Source organism: Bacterioplanes sp. CLAM21 (assembly GCF_059641015.1).
This window is the reverse complement of the sequence record NZ_CM184929.1, coordinates 946481-962399: the sequence shown is the minus strand read 5'-3', so window position 1 is coordinate 962399 and position 15919 is coordinate 946481. Positions and strand designations below refer to the sequence as shown.

At 50.9% G+C, this 15919-nt stretch carries 13 protein-coding genes; 11 read left to right on the top strand and 2 right to left on the bottom strand.

Annotated elements, in window-relative coordinates:
- The first annotated feature begins 17 nt into the window (after positions 1 to 17).
- Positions 18 to 740: a TrmH family RNA methyltransferase gene (locus AC55FS_RS04540; RefSeq protein WP_496934885.1), complete on the top strand. Its 723-nt coding sequence runs from the start codon at positions 18 to 20 to the stop codon at positions 738 to 740.
- A gap of 88 nt (positions 741 to 828) precedes the next feature.
- Here the strand turns inward: AC55FS_RS04540 and AC55FS_RS04535 are convergent, their stop codons facing one another.
- Positions 829 to 1563, bottom strand: a complete 735-nt coding sequence (locus AC55FS_RS04535) for a substrate-binding periplasmic protein (RefSeq protein ID WP_496934884.1) — start codon at positions 1561 to 1563, stop codon at positions 829 to 831.
- A 578-nt stretch (positions 1564 to 2141) separates the two neighbouring features.
- Here AC55FS_RS04535 and tkt point away from each other — a divergent pair.
- The 5 genes from tkt to AC55FS_RS04510 all read left to right on the top strand — a co-directional run bounded on the left by tkt (position 2142) and on the right by AC55FS_RS04510 (position 5847).
- Positions 2142 to 4142: a transketolase gene (gene tkt, locus AC55FS_RS04530; protein ID WP_496934883.1), complete on the top strand. Its 2001-nt coding sequence runs from the start codon at positions 2142 to 2144 to the stop codon at positions 4140 to 4142.
- Between the two features lie 187 nt (positions 4143 to 4329).
- A complete protein-coding gene (locus AC55FS_RS04525; RefSeq protein WP_496934882.1) occupies positions 4330 to 4869 on the top strand; it encodes a sigma-70 family RNA polymerase sigma factor in 540 nt (179 codons plus the stop codon).
- Complete coding sequence (locus AC55FS_RS04520) at positions 4853 to 5245, top strand: DUF3619 family protein (RefSeq protein WP_496934881.1); 393 nt, start codon at positions 4853 to 4855, stop codon at positions 5243 to 5245. The genes AC55FS_RS04525 and AC55FS_RS04520 overlap by 17 nt, the downstream gene beginning before the upstream one ends.
- A 1-nt stretch (position 5246) precedes the next feature.
- Entirely contained in the window at positions 5247 to 5444 is a 198-nt protein-coding gene (locus AC55FS_RS04515; protein ID WP_496934880.1) for a hypothetical protein, read from the top strand.
- Positions 5434 to 5847: a DUF3106 domain-containing protein gene (locus AC55FS_RS04510; RefSeq protein WP_496934879.1), complete on the top strand. Its 414-nt coding sequence runs from the start codon at positions 5434 to 5436 to the stop codon at positions 5845 to 5847. Before AC55FS_RS04515 ends, AC55FS_RS04510 begins: the two co-directional genes overlap by 11 nt.
- A gap of 3 nt (positions 5848 to 5850) precedes the next feature.
- On the opposite strand, the gene AC55FS_RS04505 is transcribed toward AC55FS_RS04510, so the two are convergent.
- Positions 5851 to 6807 (bottom strand): hypothetical protein, encoded by a 957-nt coding sequence (locus tag AC55FS_RS04505; protein ID WP_496934878.1) that lies wholly within the window; start codon positions 6805 to 6807, stop codon positions 5851 to 5853.
- Between the two features lie 83 nt (positions 6808 to 6890).
- On the opposite strand from AC55FS_RS04505, the gene AC55FS_RS04500 reads away from it, so the two are divergent.
- From AC55FS_RS04500 to AC55FS_RS04480, 5 genes are all read left to right on the top strand, one after another.
- On the top strand, positions 6891 to 7316 hold the full coding sequence (locus AC55FS_RS04500) for a hypothetical protein (RefSeq protein WP_496934877.1): 426 nt from the start codon (positions 6891 to 6893) through the stop codon (positions 7314 to 7316).
- A gap of 79 nt (positions 7317 to 7395) precedes the next feature.
- Entirely contained in the window at positions 7396 to 8298 is a 903-nt protein-coding gene (locus AC55FS_RS04495) for a hypothetical protein (RefSeq protein WP_496934876.1), read from the top strand.
- A 79-nt stretch (positions 8299 to 8377) separates the two neighbouring features.
- Positions 8378 to 11542, top strand: coding sequence for an HD domain-containing phosphohydrolase (locus AC55FS_RS04490; protein WP_496934875.1), 3165 nt, complete (start codon positions 8378 to 8380; stop codon positions 11540 to 11542).
- Between the two features lie 141 nt (positions 11543 to 11683).
- A complete protein-coding gene (locus tag AC55FS_RS04485) occupies positions 11684 to 12760 on the top strand; it encodes an efflux RND transporter periplasmic adaptor subunit (RefSeq protein ID WP_496934874.1) in 1077 nt (358 codons plus the stop codon).
- A gap of 3 nt (positions 12761 to 12763) precedes the next feature.
- Positions 12764 to 15871, top strand: a complete 3108-nt coding sequence (locus AC55FS_RS04480) for an efflux RND transporter permease subunit (protein WP_496934873.1) — start codon at positions 12764 to 12766, stop codon at positions 15869 to 15871.
- Positions 15872 to 15919: the final 48 nt, after the last annotated feature.

The following is a 15919-nucleotide window of genomic DNA, read 5'->3' as shown; positions in this document are numbered from 1 at the left end:
CACTTGCCGGGGGCTCTATGAAATTCGACGACGTTAAGAAACTGCAGCAAAAGAAGTATCGCCAGCAAAGCCAGTATTTTTTACTGGAAGGCGAGCACCTGATTCAGGAATTGGCTAAAGCCCGTCAGCAAAATCCCAAGCTTGCTCAAGCCGAACTGTGGCTGACCGAGCACTATCAAGACTGGCCTGGTGATTGGCGCCGCCATATCATCTCTGATAAGCAAATGAAGCAGCTGTCAGAGACCAAAACTCCACAAGGCATCGTGGCAGCGGTACCCATGTCGGCATTGAACACGTCGTCGTCGACCGGCAAAGCCGTTTATCTGCATGAGATTCAAGACCCCGGCAATCTTGGCACTATTTTGCGCACTCTGGCTTGGTTTGGCGGCTATCGTTGTTTGCTCAGCCCAGGTAGTGTTGACCCATTCAACAGTAAAGTACTGCGCGCGAGCATGGGGGCCATTTTTCATACCCCTATTGAGCAAGGTGTCACCTTAGAGCAGCTGCAACGGCGCTATCGCAAGCTGGGCTATCTCGATATGCAGGGTGAGTCTCTCGCCTCCGGACAATTTCATCAGTGCGATTGTCTAATTTTTGGCAATGAGGCCCGTGGCATACCTCAGGAAAGTATTCAATCGCTGCACGCGAGCGCTTTTACCATTCAAGGCCAAGGCTTGATCGAGTCACTTAACCTCGCTTCCGCCGTTAATATTTGCATCTATGAGCAGCAACGCAGCTAACTACAGCTATCTTAGGCAATAAAAAAAGGCCATGTTAAACATGGCCTTTTTTATCTCTCCGGCATCACAGCCTAGCTGTGACTATCGCTTAGCGACCGTAAGAGCGCTCGATATTGGAGAAGGTTCCGTCTGCAATAAGCTCTTGTGCCGCTTTTTTCAGAGCATCGGCCATACGCTTATCAGTATTCTTGTTCAACGCTAGATACAGTGGTGTGGTTTTAAAGGTCAGGACTTTACGTGGGTCCATATCCACCGCATCAGAGGCTGTGTAAGGCCCCGCCAGTTCATCCGATACCCACAAGTCAATCTGACCAAGCTGTAAGCGACGTGGATTCAGCGCATCGTTATTGATAACAGAGACATTAAAGCCCTTATCTAGCAAGAAGTTGGTCATCACGTCGCCTTTGTAGCCGCCAATTTCATATTTTTTGGCGTCTTCCAGCGACTTCAAAGTAATTTTTGAGTCGGGCTTAGAGAACAAGGTCCAACCAATGTTGGTCAAAGGGCCAACCCATTCAAACCAAGCTTCACGTTCTTCTGTGCGTGCGGCACAGAAAATACCGTGGTTAGGCTTGCGCTTAACGCGATCCAGGCCATAGCTCCAGTTACGCAATTTTACTTTTACTTCGTACGGCACCTTTTCGATGATCGCACGTACCATGTCAGTGCAAAGTCCGCTGACTTCGCTGATGTCATGAGCAAAAGGACGACCATCCAGGGTCATGTTGTAAGGCGGGAACTGCTCGGTAAAGAAGTAGAGCTTGTCATCTGCCTGTGCATGGCACGCCAGTATCAGGGCCGTCATTGCAACCAGTTTTTTCATGCCTGTGTCATCTCCGCTGTGCAAGTACTTATGTGCAAAGCCTAGCTGACAAAGTGACGCTAGGTTGTCACACATTGTTATGGTTTGTTATCTCGCGAATTGTACCGACTGTACAGTATTTAGCCAGCGCTAAGAAAATGCTTGTCATGTATGTCGTAGTTTTACGGCGACCTGGGCCGCCAGCACTGCCGTAAATGACGCATTGCATCAGCCCTTGGCTCAAAAAAACACCAAACAACAACAGACGTTCACTGTCTTGAAGCTGTTATCACCAAGGCTTTTCAACGGCCCCTTGTCATGGCCTTTATATTGTTACCACTAACAGCACTCAGAGAGACAGTGATCATCGCCTTTTATTGCGCTGTGGCCAACAACACTCAGAGAGCCACACATCGTCTTTAATCACGTTGCCGCCAGCTGCATTCGGAGAGACAGTTGTCACCGCCTTTATCACCTTTATCACGTTGCCGCTAACGGCATTCTGAGAGACAATAGCGCGCCTTTGCAGGGGGTACCGGTGTGGACCGCGACCGCCTCTGATGTCTTAAACAGATCACTGTGATTGTAGGAGTCGTTACATGACCACCCGTTCCGAACTGGCGAACGCCATCCGCGCATTGAGTATGGACGCCGTTCAGAAAGCCAAATCTGGCCACCCAGGCGCGCCAATGGGCATGGCTGATATTGCCGAAGTCCTGTGGAACGACTACCTCAAACATAACCCCAATAATCCAGAATGGGCCGATCGCGACCGCTTTGTGCTGTCCAATGGTCACGGCTCTATGCTGATTTATTCCCTGCTGCACCTAGCCGGTTATGATCTCAGCATCGACGATCTGAAGAACTTCCGTCAGCTGCATTCAAAAACACCAGGCCATCCTGAGTATGGCTATGCCCCTGGCATCGAGACCACCACTGGCCCTCTTGGCCAAGGCATCGCTAACGGCGTTGGCATGGCAGTGGCTGAAAAAGTACTGGCTGCCCAGTTCAACCGCGATGGCCACGATATCGTTGATCACAACACCTATGTGTTTATGGGTGACGGCTGCATGATGGAAGGTATTTCCCATGAAGCCTGCTCTTTAGCCGGCACCTTGGGCTTGGGCAAGCTGATCGCCTTCTACGATGACAATGGCATTTCCATCGACGGCGAAGTCGAAGGCTGGTTTACCGACGACACGGTTAAGCGCTTTGAATCTTATGGCTGGCAGGTGATTCCACGTGTGAACGGCCACGATCCCGAAGAAATCAAACAAGCCATCGACACTGCCCGCGCCAATAGCGAGCAGCCAACGCTGATCTGCTGCAAAACCATTATTGGTTTTGGCTCGCCTAATAAAGAAGGTAAAGAAGAATGTCACGGCGCACCGCTGGGCGACGATGAAATTGCCTTAACACGCGAGCGTCTGGGCTGGAAGCACGGTGCTTTTGAAGTTCCTGAAGACGTTTACCAGGGCTGGAGCGCCAAAGAAAAAGGCGCAGCGGCTGAGCAAAGCTGGAACGACAAGTTTGATGCCTATGCACAAGCGCACCCAGAATTAGCAGCTGAGTTTAAACGCCGTATGGCAGGCGATTTGCCAGCTGATTTTTCAGCCCAAGCCCAAGCCTACATTGAAGAGTGCCAAGCCAAAGGGGAAGAGGTCGCATCACGTAAAGCGTCACAAAATACCCTCAACGCTTTTGGCCCTATGCTGCCAGAGTTCCTCGGCGGTTCTGCCGACTTGGCTGGCTCTAACCTCACCTTGTGGAAAGATGCCAAAGGCGTAAGCGACATCGACGCCTCAGGCAACTACCTGTTTTACGGTGTGCGTGAATTTGGCATGAGCGCCATGATGAACGGCATCGCTTTGCACAAAGGCTTTGTCCCCTACGGCGCTACCTTCCTGATGTTTATGGAATACGCTCGCAATGCCGTGCGTATGGCTGCCTTGATGAAGCAACGCAGCATCTTTGTGTACACCCACGATTCCATCGGTTTGGGCGAAGACGGCCCCACTCACCAGCCAGTTGAGCAAGTCGCTAACTTGCGTAACACACCGAACCTGGAAACCTGGCGCCCTTGCGACACCGTTGAGTCAGCAACCTGCTGGAAAGCCGCCATTGAACGCACAAATGGCCCAAGCGCGCTGATTTTCTCCCGTCAGGGCTTGAAGCATCAGCCACGCAATGCTGAGCAAGTGGCCAATATCGCCAAAGGCGGCTACATTCTGCGCGACGCTGTTAACCCACAAACGGGCACTCCTGATGCCATCATCATTGCTACGGGCTCGGAAGTAAATCTGGCCATGGAAGCAGCTGAGCAGCTGGCGGGTAAGCAGGTGCGAGTGGTGTCTATGCCGTCGGCTGAAGTGTTCTGCAAGCAAGACGCTGCTTACATTGAGTCGGTACTGCCTGCGAGCGTGAGCGCACGTGTCGCGGTAGAAGCACTGCACAAAGATTTCTGGTACAAGTTTGTTGGCCTCAACGGCAAGATCATTGGTATGGATACCTTTGGTGAGTCGGCGCCAGCTGGCGATTTGTTCAAAGAGTTTGGCATCACCACAGACGCCGTGGTCGAGGCGGTCAACAGCTTGCTGTAAGCTCGCTGGTGATAGTACTAAAGCCGCAGCTGAGACTGCGGCTTTTTTGTATCTGCAGAACAGGCTTAACTGAGTAACAGAGTTATCGCGCTGAAAAATATTCGCCCGTGGCTGTCAACCTTTTACCGCGGCCAGCGTTATAACAACAACAGCCTGAGCACACACAGACTGCGGAGACAACACACGGGTGCAGACACTGGATCAATTCCTCGCCTCGGTTGAGCGCAAAGCGTTCCGAATGGCACAGCTGGCGGTCAAAAATGAAGCCGATGCGCTGGATATTTTGCAGGACAGCATGATCAAGCTGGCGCAGAGCTATGGCCATTGGCAAGGCAGCGAGCAGAGTCAGCAGTGGCGAGCGTTGTTTTATCGCATACTGCAAAACCGCATCCTCGATTTTCACCGCAGTCAGAGCCGTTGGCGGCGTTGGTTCATGCCGCTAAGCGGCCAACAGGATGACGACGATCATCAACTAGAGCAGCTTAGCCAGGCCACAGAGTTTGCCCCGGAGGAGTACTTACACCAGCAGCAACTGGGCCAGCAGGCGTTACAAGCGATCGAAGCGTTGCCATTGCAACAACAGCAGTGCTATCTATTGCGCAGCTGGGAAGGACTGTCGGTGGAAGACACTGCCGCCGCCTTGAATATTTCACCCGGCAGTGTGAAAACTCACCACTTTCGGGCCATGAAGAAACTGCAACAGGTGTTACATGAAGAAGCCGAATGAGCTAGAGCAGCAGCTGAATCAGCATCTCGACCAGAGTGTTGAAGACTTGCCCGTGGCAACACAACAGCGCCTGGCCCAGGCACGTCAAGCGGCACTGGCCGCTAACAGCGGCACCCTGGTCGAACTGCCGAGCCAGCACCGCTCACTGACCGCACCCGTGTGGGGCATTGCTGCCAGCGTGCTGTTAGCCGTGCCACTGTGGTTTTTTATGCAGCAAACACAGCATGGAACGCAAACGTTAACCGATCCTCAACTGTCTGGTTTAGACTTCATCACCACCCTGGCTGAGGTGAGCGATGATGACATTGATGTGGCGGATGATCTGGAATTTGCCCTGTGGCTTCTGGAGCAGGATATGCCTGCCGATCGTGGTTAGCATGATGTGCATACATAACCTTCAGGCACAGCCAAGTGCTATTGATGACGAAGCCTTTTTATTGTTTTTGGCCGACAGCCAAGAGCAAGACGGAGAATGGCTAGACCCACTCAGCATGGCCACAGATGACGAACAAGCAGAGCAACCAGCAGCGGATAAACCTGCCGACAACAGCGAGGAGGCCGACGATGAACACTAATGTCCTTCTGCTGTTATTACTGAGCTTTAACCACTGGGCTTATGCTCAAGAGTTCAAACAGTTGCCTGCAGATGTGCAAGCAACATTAAAACCCTTTGAGCAACGCTGGGATTCATTGGCCAGTGATAAACAAAACAAGTTGATCACAGGCGCCCAGCGCTGGAATCAATTGTCACCCGAGCAAAAGTTGCAAGCGAGACAACGATTCGAGCGTTTTCAACGCCTGCCCGATGCTAAGCGTCAGCAAGCTCGTCAGCGCTTGCAGCACTATCTCAGCCTGCCGCCCGACCAGCGCCAGCGGCTCAAGCGCCAGTACCGGGAGTTCCGCCAACTGAGCCCACAGCAGCGCCAGCAGCTAAAGCAGCAATTTCACCGCCAGCGAAAGCCGGCTAAACGGCCGTAACGACTAAAACACCAAGCCCAAAGAAAGTGTACGGTAGCCATCTGACCAGCGCTGATCACTGCTGCGCTGCCAGCTCAGCCCCAAGTCCCATTGCTGATAAAACAATGACAGAGAGATATCTTGGTCGTTGACGGCAGCAGCACTGTCGCTGGATGACTCTTGCACCGTGCGCGCTGGCAGCCGCGCCCGGGCGTAACGGGTTTGCATCGAACCCTGGCCCGCCAAACGCCAGCTGCGACTTAACCCCAGAGTCAACATCAGCTCTAGACGCTCGGTAGGCGACCAAAACTGCGACCACTGCAGGCCCAGGCTGCCGATACTCGTATAGTCATCCGAGCGCATATCCACACGTTGCAACGGTTGTTGCCGGCGCATCAAGCTCTGCTGTTGTTGCTGCTGCGACGATTGTCGCATCAGACTCGCCATGGCCGATAGTTGATGGTTTGGCCACTGCCACTGTGTACCGGCATCCAGTGACACACTTTCATCGTCTTGTTGCAACGATTGACTGGCCGAGCCATCGGGCAGGGTCTGAAACAGGGATTGCACGCTATGCTGGGCGCCGTAGCTAGCGCCCAGCCAACTGTCCTGCCAGCGATACTCACCATACAGACTCCACTGATGGCTTTGGTAATCAATAACAAGAGAATCTGACTGTTTTTTATCACTGCGACCGCCCGACAGATACACACTCCAGTCGTCCTGGCTGACCCCCAACAAGGCCGCTAGACCGGGTACCTGTACCTCTTGCTGCTGCTCATTGAGCTGCGCGTGCAACACTTCCTGTGTCAGTCCGAGTTGGCCATACCAGCTAGCATCTGCCAGACACACAGGTGTTGCTGTGCACAACAGCAGGCAGGCAACCGTCTGCCGCAGCTGAAATTCTTCCATATAGCCACGTCGAGACTGGCCTATCGGCTGTTTGCTTAGCGCTGAAAAATTTTTTTTTATTTTTTTCATGTTTCCTGTCAACCAAATCGAACCTGCCTCGTTTTAACACCATGCACGCACTTGCGGCATAACTCAAATTACGGGAGCACACCATGAATAAAATGACTTCAACTCTATTATTGGCCCTCACCATCAGCAGCCCATTGGCTTTTGCTGGAGAAGCGGCAGAGCGCTGGAACCGATCAGAAGCGCGCCAAGAGCGTATACAAGAACACGCCGCCGAACTGGGTTACGACTTGAGCACAGAAGAAGGACGCTCAGCATTTAAGGAATATAGAGAGCAGCAACGAGCTGAAAAAGCAGCCGAACTGGGCTTCGATATTTCCACCGAAGAAGGCTTGGCAGCATTTAAAGAATATCGTCAGGAAATGCATGAACAGCACCGCGCTGAGCGCGAAGCCATTCGTGAACAGATCTCCCAGCTGAGCGAAGAAGACCGGTTGGCACTGCGCGAAGAGCTAAAAGATCTAAGCCGTGAAGAACGGCGTGAACTGCTGCAACAACGCTTTGGCAGCTAACACTCCGCTGGCAAATCCACACAACGGAGCCCTATGAGTAGCGCTCCGTTGTTACCCCTACAAGATCTGGAGAATCATCATGCAGACAATCATTTTTTTTATCCTGATCAGCAGCCTGACATTGACCGCCTGGGCTCAGCCACTGGATCTTGAGCTGGATATTAACCGTGGATTTAACAATAACGTCTTTTTAGAATCCGACGAAATCCTTAGCAATGCCAACAGCAGCAATGCTCAAGCAGAAGACGTGCAAACACAAACAGGAATATTTTTAGCGTACGAATTTCTCGATGCAAAAAACAGCGATGCCAGTCTGGTGGTCGATTATTTTCAGGAGCGCTTTGACAGCAACGATTTAGAAACCAGTATTCAAAGTTATTCACTCCCCATCAGTGTGTATCTGGCAGACTACCGTATCAAAACCACCCTGGCTCATACTCGCTATCAATTGTCCGGCAACGACGTGCTGGCCTACCGCAATGCTCAATTGGACGTTGCCAAACGCTTAAGCGATGATCGGCTGGGATTGCTGTTATCCGTGACAGCAAAAACCCCGCAAGATGACGCTTATAATGGCTATGACGGCACATCCCGCGATGCCAGCCTGTATTATCTGTGGCGCGGCGACTTTTATTCTATGCGCTGGGCACTGCACGGCTTTGATAACGACTATAGCGATGAGTATTTGGCTAGCCACGGCTACGCCGTAAAAGCCAGCTTTACCCACAGGCACAGTGGACACCATGGCACCCTATCGGGCCGGTTTAAGCACAGCGCCTACAATCCCGATCCCTTGTATGATCAAAGTCGAAATGATGGCCAGTATTATCTCAGCTACAGCCATTACCTTTATCTGTTCTCCCACCTAGATGTTTACCTACGCTCGGAATACACGGTCAATCGCTCCAATATCGCCGAGCAGGATGATAACTTCAATTACAGTCAGTGGATCAGCAGTGTTGGCCTGACGGTGTCGCTGTGAGTGCATTAGCGGCAACCTTTGCCTTGCAATCAGACAGTTCAGACTAAACTCAGTCAGAACTGCCTGAACGGACTCCACCATGATATTAAGAGCTGGGATTCGACTCACCACCGTGACTGTGTTTGCCCTGGTTACCCTGGTCGTCGCCCTGATTGCCATCTCCCTGCAGTACTACTTTGGCCAACAGCTAGCACGTGAAGTTGCCGAAGAGGAATATTTACGCGCATCCCACTCTGTGGTTACCCAATTGACCAGTATGGAAGCGCAAAGTGCCAACTCGCTGAGGCTGATATCTGAACTGCCATCGCTTACCGAGCCAACCCTGGAAGTTGAAAACCGTCAATACCTACGCCAGTTACTACTACATAACCCCTTTTTTTATGGGGTTTACATTGGTAAAGACGATGGCTATTTCTATGAATTAATTAATCTTGAGACCAGCCAGGAAGCTCGCAATAGTCTCAAAGCCCATCCTTCGGATCGCTGGGTAGAAATTCGAGTGCAACGCCAGCAAGGCGAAAGAGTCCGTCATTTTCAATATTATGACTCGGATTTTAATCTCAGATTTGAGCGCTCTGAAAGCACCGACTACGACCCTAGACAACGCTCTTGGTATCAACAGGCCCAAAGTCGCCAGGATCTGTATCAAACGCCGCCCTATTTATTTGCCCAACTGCAAGTTCCGGGCATGACCTTATCGATTCCGCTACGGGATAAGACGTCAGTGCTGGGGGTAGACCTATTACTCACGACCTTATCGGGTTTTCTGCAACAACAGGGATTCGGTCAACAGCGCGGTCATGCATACATTTTTCAAGATGATGGCGACATCATTGCTAGTAGCCAGGATAGCGTACTAAGCACAACGCTTCAGTTACCCGCTCTACCCATGAGTGACAAAGAAAAAGCCTGGGTCAAACAACAAGATGTGTTACAGGTCTCGAACGAGTTGAATTGGCCGCCGGTCGATTTTGCCCTCGGCGGACAGCCCAGGGGCTACTCCATCGACATGCTTAAAATGATTGCCGATGTCACCGGTTTAGAAATGAACTTTGTTAATGGTTTGTCCTGGCAGCAATTGGTCGATCGTTTCCAAGCGGGTGAGCTGGATATCTTACACTCGGTGTTTTTAACCGATAACAATCAACATTGGGGTCAGCCCAGTGTGCCGTACGCCCAGCTGCCTTTTGCACTGGCTAGCCGCGAGCAGACTTACCAACTAACAGACCTGCAACAGCAAACACTGGCCATTCCAGCAGGCTGGTCCATCATTCCTGTCATTCGACAGCAATATCCAGACATTAACATTTTAGAAAGCGAATCAACCTTGCAGGCCTTGCAGTGGGTACAGCAAGGCAAGGCCACGGCCGCCCTCGATAACGAGGCCATATTGCGCACACTGCGCAATAGCTATTTTTTAGCCGACATACTTATCAACCCAGACATAGGCCTGAGTAACAGTCAGCGCTTGGAGCGGCTGGTAATGCTAACCCCCAGCTCTAAACCGCAGCTCAGCGAATTACTAAATCGTGCCATCAGCCATGTGCAATCTCATGCCCAACACCAACTGGAGCAGCGCTGGTTACGCCCACAGGCACAACTGCAGGGCAATTTAGTCAGCAGTAGCGTACCAACACCGGTATTTTTGACGTTGGCCAAAGACCAAAACACCTCCTTAGTATCTGTGCTGCATAATGAAAACCTTCACTATGCATATGTCAAAAGTATTACTACACCCGATGCACAGCAAAATCGTTATTTTGGTGTGTTGGTTCCCCAACAGGTGGTGCATGCGCCTTTTATGCAGCAAGTAAAAATTTCTATCGCTGTCAGCGCCGCCTTGCTAGCGCTGATTTTGCCTTTGTCTTGGGCCTTTGCTTATCCCATCGTTCGGCCGGTACGAGAGCTGGCAGCAGAGAATGAAAAAATCCGTCAGCATCAAGAGTCCCACGTTAAACGCATCCATTCGCCTATTGTTGAGCTCGATCAGTTGTCGGAATCTATTGTGAATATGGTCACCACCATCAAGCAACAAGAACAAGCCCAGCGTGATTTACTCGATGCCTTTATTCAATTAATTGCCCAGGCCATTGACCAAAAATCGCCTTACACCGGCGGTCATTGCGCACGTGTACCTGAGCTGGCGTTATTGTTGGTCAAAGCGGCAGATGAAAGCACCATACCTGCGTTTAACCACTTTAAAGTCGATGGCCGTGATGCCTGGCGAGAGCTGCGCATTGCCGCTTGGTTACATGACTGTGGCAAGGTTACAACACCAGAATACGTGGTCGATAAGGCCACCAAACTGGAAACCATCCATAACCGTATTCACGAGGTTCGCACCCGCTTTGAAGTGTTGTGGCGCGATGCCGAAATTGAATATTTACGCCAATGTCAGCAGCAGCCAGAGCAGCAACAACACTGGCAAAAACAGCGTGATTTAAAACAGCAACAACTGCGTGACGATTTTGCCTTTATCGCTGAGTGCAATATCGGCGGGGAATTCCTAGACGATGACAAAAAAGCAAGATTACAACAGCTTGCTGCCGTCACTTGGCAACGTCACTTTGATAATCGTCTTGGCTTATCCATCGCTGAGCAACAACGATTTACCGCTCCGGCTCAAACGCTGCCCGCTACCGAGACATTATTGCACGATGGGCCCGAGCATATTATCGAGCGCGAGCACGACATCAGTTACCTGCACGAACTGGGTATCACCATGGAAGCACCAGAGTATTTATACCATCGAGGAGAGTTACATAATCTCAGCATATCGCGTGGTACCTTAACCGAAGAAGAGCGCTTTAAAATAAATGAGCACATCATAGGTACCATTCGTATGCTCGAAGCCTTGCCCTTTCCCCCAGAGCTGGCCGCCGTGCCGCGCTATGCCTCCACCCATCATGAAAGAATGGATGGCAAAGGATACCCCAGGGGATTATCAGCCGAGCAATTGAGCATTCCCGAACGCATGCTCGCCGTAGCCGATGTGTTTGAAGCGTTAACAGCCTCTGACAGACCTTACAAAACAGGCAAAACCTTAAGCCAAACCTTGAAAATTTTGTCATCCATGGTGAAAGACCAGCACCTTGATGGCGACGCCTTTGAGCTACTGCTCACCAGTGGGTTGTATCTGCGCTATGCACAAAAATACCTAAGTCCCGAACAAATTGATGAGGTCAATATTAACGATTACCTGCAAATGGAGAAGCCTCAATGCACGAGCAGCAGCCCAGCCTAAGCATCTGAGAAAAAGCAAATTGACTGAAAAGTGCTCTTTTAGACCCAACAGACTGGGTAGACTAGCGGTGTAAAGCCTGTAATGCAGGCATAGCCCTGGTTCACCCCGTGCCCAACACAACTTAAAGGATCTGCTCACGCCATGAAACTTCGACTGTTTTTGCTCTCTTTACTGCTATTGCCTGCTTTCCCCAGCCTGGGAGATGATGCGCCAGCCGTCATTGTTAGCAGTATTCAGCAAACCAAAGCGCGCCCAGATATTCAGATTGCCGGGCGTATTCGGGCTGTTCAGCGGGTAGACATAGTTCCTAGGGTCAGCGGTATTCTTGAGCAGCGACACTTTGTTGAGGGAACTAAGGTCGAACAAGGTACTGCTCTGTTTTCACTTGAAAAGATCGCCTACGAAATCCAGCAAAAACAGTCACAAGCTGCGCTACTCAGCGCGAAAGCGTCGCTGAAACAACGCAATGCCGAACTGTCTAGACAGCGCACACTGCGCAAAAGTGGCGCCGCTTCCAAAGCACAATTAGAAACCGCTGAAGCGCAGCGCGACCAAGCCAAGGCGCAAGTGCTGCAAGCCGAAGCTCAATTGCAACAAGCCGAACTGAACCTTAGCTATACCGACATTAGTAGCCCTATTAGCGGCAAAATCAGCAGTGTTAGCATCAATACAGGTAACCTAGTAAGCGCCAATAGCAGTCGCTTGGCCACCGTGGTACAGACCGACCCTATCTACGTTGAATTATCGGTATCCGATAAAATTTTGCTACAGGCTAGGCGCCAATCACCTGATTTAGAAGAAGCCGATATGGTGCCCTATCTTATTTTGGCTGATGGCCAAGCGTATCCGCACCCGGGTGAGTTCAATTTTCTTGCTCCAGAAGTCAACACCGAGACCGACTCCATCGCGGTACGAGCCCAGTTCCCCAATCCACAAGGGTTATTACTGCCAGGAGAATTTGTTCGGGTCATGCTGGAGCCGAAAAATGCGCCGTTAGTCACCACGGTGTCACAAGCTGCCGTGCAAAGAGATAAAGACGGCTTTTTTGTTTTAGTCGTCAATGATCAGCAAAGCGTAGAGCAGCGTCGGGTTACCTTAGGAGAGCAGATGGACTCCGATTGGATTGTAACCTCAGGGCTATCTGCTGGGGAACGTGTGATTGTGCAAGGTCTGCAAAAAGTACGCAGCGGCCAACGCGTTAATGCCGTGGAGCAATAAATCATGTTTTCTCGATTTTTTATTCACCGCCCAAAGTTTGCACTGGTCATCTCGATTGTGTTGATCGTTGCTGGCCTGCTGGCAATGACTGCTTTACCAGTCACCCAGTATCCGGACATTACCCCTCCGCAAGTTATTGTTAAGGCCACCTACACGGGCGCTAATGCCCAAACCGTGGAGGAAACCGTCGCCACACCCATCGAATCTATGGTTAATGGTGTCGACGATATGCTCTATATGAGCTCCACCAGCGGGAATGATGGCAGCTATACCCTAACGGTAACCTTTAAAGTAGGTACCGACCCAGATCAGGCAGCGGTTAATGTGCAAAATCGTGTTTCACTCGCCTCTGCCAGCTTGCCTCAAGACGTAGTGCAACGTGGTGTCACCACCCAAAAACAATCCAGCTCAATGCTGATGGTCATTGCACTGACGTCTCCTGACGACAGTCGCGATAATCTGTTTATGAGCAATTATTCCTCCATTTACGTTGAGGATGCGCTGGCTCGTATTAATGGTGTTGGTAGCGCCAGCCAGTTTGGCAGCATGGATTACGGCATGCGTATTTGGCTCGATCCGGATCGCCTGCAAGCCTTATCGTTAACCCCCGCCGATATTCGCAGCGCCATTCAAAATCAAAGCGTGCAAGCAGCGTTGGGGCAAATTGGCGCTCCACCGGTTAAGGAAGATCAACAGTTTCAGTTCACCATCACCAGCCAGGGGCGCTTGGCCAGCGTTGATGAGTTTGAAGACGTCATAATCAAAACCAGCCAAGATGGTTCGCGCATTTACCTGAAAGATGTTGCCCGGGTTGAATTAGGCTCTCAAACATACGCCTTTAATATGCGCGTGAATGGAAAACCAGGTGTGCCCTTTGCCGTCTACCAAAGCCCGGGGGCCAATGCCCTGGATGTGGCCGATCAAGTTAAACAAGAAATGCAGCGCCTGAGTCAGTTTTTTCCACAGGGCCTGGAATACCAAATATTCTACGACTCTACCAAGTTTGTTCGCGCATCCATTAACGAGGTCATCGAAACCCTGGCCATGACCTTTGTTTTGGTAGTCGCCGTCACCTTCTTATTTTTGGGCGATTGGCGCGCTACCCTGATTCCATCGGCAACCATTCCGGTTTCCTTAATTGGTAGTTTTGTCGCGCTACAACTGGCGGGATTTTCGATCAATACCATCAGTTTATTTGCGCTGATATTGGCGATCGGCATTGTGGTCGATGATGCCATTGTGGTGGTAGAAAATGTTAAGCGCCATATGGCTGAAGATAATCTGACTGCAGTCCAGGCCACCGAACGTTCCATGAACGAAGTCTTTGGCCCAGTGATCGCCACCACCTTGGTGTTATTGGCGGTCTTTGTACCCGTTGCCTTTATGCCGGGCCTAACAGGCAAGCTGTATACTCAGTTTGCCGTGACCATTGCCGTGGCGGTATCGCTGTCCTCGCTAAACGCGTTAACACTGTCACCAGCGCTATGCGCCTTGTTGTTAAAACCCAACCAGCAGCCCAAGGGCTTTTTTGCCTGGTTTGACAGCAAAGTGGATGCCGTGCGCCAGCGTTACGTGTTAGGTGCCGTGTTCTTAAATAAGCGCTTATCTATCACCCTGGCTGTACTAGCAACGATCTTTGTCGCTACGGGTTACTTATTTAAAAACACCCCCACCGGATTTATCCCCTATGAGGATCAAGGCGCCTTTTTTGTTGATATCTCCCTACCCCAGGGGGCTTCGATCAACCGCACGACACAATTGGCCATGGAGATTGACCAGTCAGTTCGAGACATTCCTGAAATTGAGCGTACCATGGTGGTAGCCGGCTTTGGTTTAATTGGCGGTGCTTCGTCCAGCAATGCCTTTATGCTGCCGGTTATGAAAGATTGGGATGAAAGGCCAGATACACCTTGGTATGTCACCTTTCAGCAAATGTCCAAGCAACTGCAAGCCGTGCCTGGTGCTAATGCGTTTGGTTTTCCGCCACCGCCCATACCAGGTTTAGGCAGTGCCGGCGGCCTGGAGGCCAACCTGCTCGATCTAGGAAATGGCACGCCACAATCACTGGCTCAAGTAGCCAATAGCTTAGTACTGGCATTAAATGATTCAGATAAAGTGAAGCAAGCCTTTACCTTCTACAACGCCAATAACCCACAGCTTGAAATTGTTCTGGATCGTGAAAAAGCGGCCTCGTTAAATGTTTCACCCGCTAGTATATTTTCTACACTGCAAAGCCAATTGGGCTCATCCTACGTTAATGACTTTAACCTGTATGGGCGCAACTATCGGGTTATGCTGCAGGCTGAAAGCCACTATCGCGACGCTATCAATGATATTCACGGTATCTATGTGCAATCAGCGACTGGTGCACAAGTGCCACTGGGCTCGCTGGTGGATATCCGCCAAATTTTAGGGCCGCAGAAGCTCGATCGCTTTAACACCTACCGCAACGCTGGCCTTAATATTACTCCGTCCGACGGCGTGAGTACCGGTGAAGCCATCGCAGCAATTGAAGCCATCGCCGCTGAGCAATTGCCTGAAGGATATGGCCTGGAATGGACAGGTACCGCACAGCAGGAGCAAGAGTCTGCCGGTTACGTGGTTATGATCTTTTCGCTGTCGTTATTGTTTGCCTATCTATTTTTAGTGGCACAATACGAAAGCTGGACCATTCCCATGGCCGTTATATTATCCGTCAGTGTCGCCATGATGGGCGCGCTGCTGCCCTTGTACTTAATCAATGGGCTAGATAATAACTTGTATGCCCAGGTTGGTTTGGTGATGCTGATTGGTTTGGCCAGTAAATCAGCTATTTTAATCGTCGAGTTTGCTAAGCAACTTCGAGAAGAAGGTAAGTCGATTCTATTGGCCGCCGAGCAAGCCGCCAGCTTGCGTTTTCGTGCTGTGATGATGACCGCCTTTTCGTTTATTCTTGGTGTTGCTCCGTTAGTGACAGCCTCGGGAGCAGGTGCAATGAGCCGTATTTCTATCGGCTTTGTGGTGCTGTCGGGTATGCTGTTTGCCACGGTAATCGGCATATTTCTTATCCCTGCTTTGTATGTATTGATGCAAAGCATGCGTGAAAGGCTTAAACGCACAAAACACGGCTAAATAAAAAACGCGGCAAATGCCGCGTTTTTTATTGGGTAACTTGTTAGT

What these genes read in the sequence shown, in the direction of transcription:
- AC55FS_RS04505 (WP_496934878.1), bottom strand. Translation starts at nt 6,807, where the DNA reads ATGAAAAAAATAAAAAAAAATTTTTCAGCGCTAAGCAAACAGCCGATA.
- AC55FS_RS04540 (WP_496934885.1), top strand. Translation starts at nt 18, where the DNA reads ATGAAATTCGACGACGTTAAGAAACTGCAGCAAAAGAAGTATCGCCAG.
- AC55FS_RS04480 (WP_496934873.1), top strand. Translation starts at nt 12,764, where the DNA reads ATGTTTTCTCGATTTTTTATTCACCGCCCAAAGTTTGCACTGGTCATC.
- AC55FS_RS04520 (WP_496934881.1), top strand. Translation starts at nt 4,853, where the DNA reads ATGAAGAAGCCGAATGAGCTAGAGCAGCAGCTGAATCAGCATCTCGAC.
- AC55FS_RS04510 (WP_496934879.1), top strand. Translation starts at nt 5,434, where the DNA reads ATGAACACTAATGTCCTTCTGCTGTTATTACTGAGCTTTAACCACTGG.
- AC55FS_RS04500 (WP_496934877.1), top strand. Translation starts at nt 6,891, where the DNA reads ATGAATAAAATGACTTCAACTCTATTATTGGCCCTCACCATCAGCAGC.
- AC55FS_RS04490 (WP_496934875.1), top strand. Translation starts at nt 8,378, where the DNA reads ATGATATTAAGAGCTGGGATTCGACTCACCACCGTGACTGTGTTTGCC.
- AC55FS_RS04515 (WP_496934880.1), top strand. Translation starts at nt 5,247, where the DNA reads ATGATGTGCATACATAACCTTCAGGCACAGCCAAGTGCTATTGATGAC.
- AC55FS_RS04485 (WP_496934874.1), top strand. Translation starts at nt 11,684, where the DNA reads ATGAAACTTCGACTGTTTTTGCTCTCTTTACTGCTATTGCCTGCTTTC.
- AC55FS_RS04535 (WP_496934884.1), bottom strand. Translation starts at nt 1,563, where the DNA reads ATGAAAAAACTGGTTGCAATGACGGCCCTGATACTGGCGTGCCATGCA.
- tkt (WP_496934883.1), top strand. Translation starts at nt 2,142, where the DNA reads ATGACCACCCGTTCCGAACTGGCGAACGCCATCCGCGCATTGAGTATG.
- AC55FS_RS04495 (WP_496934876.1), top strand. Translation starts at nt 7,396, where the DNA reads ATGCAGACAATCATTTTTTTTATCCTGATCAGCAGCCTGACATTGACC.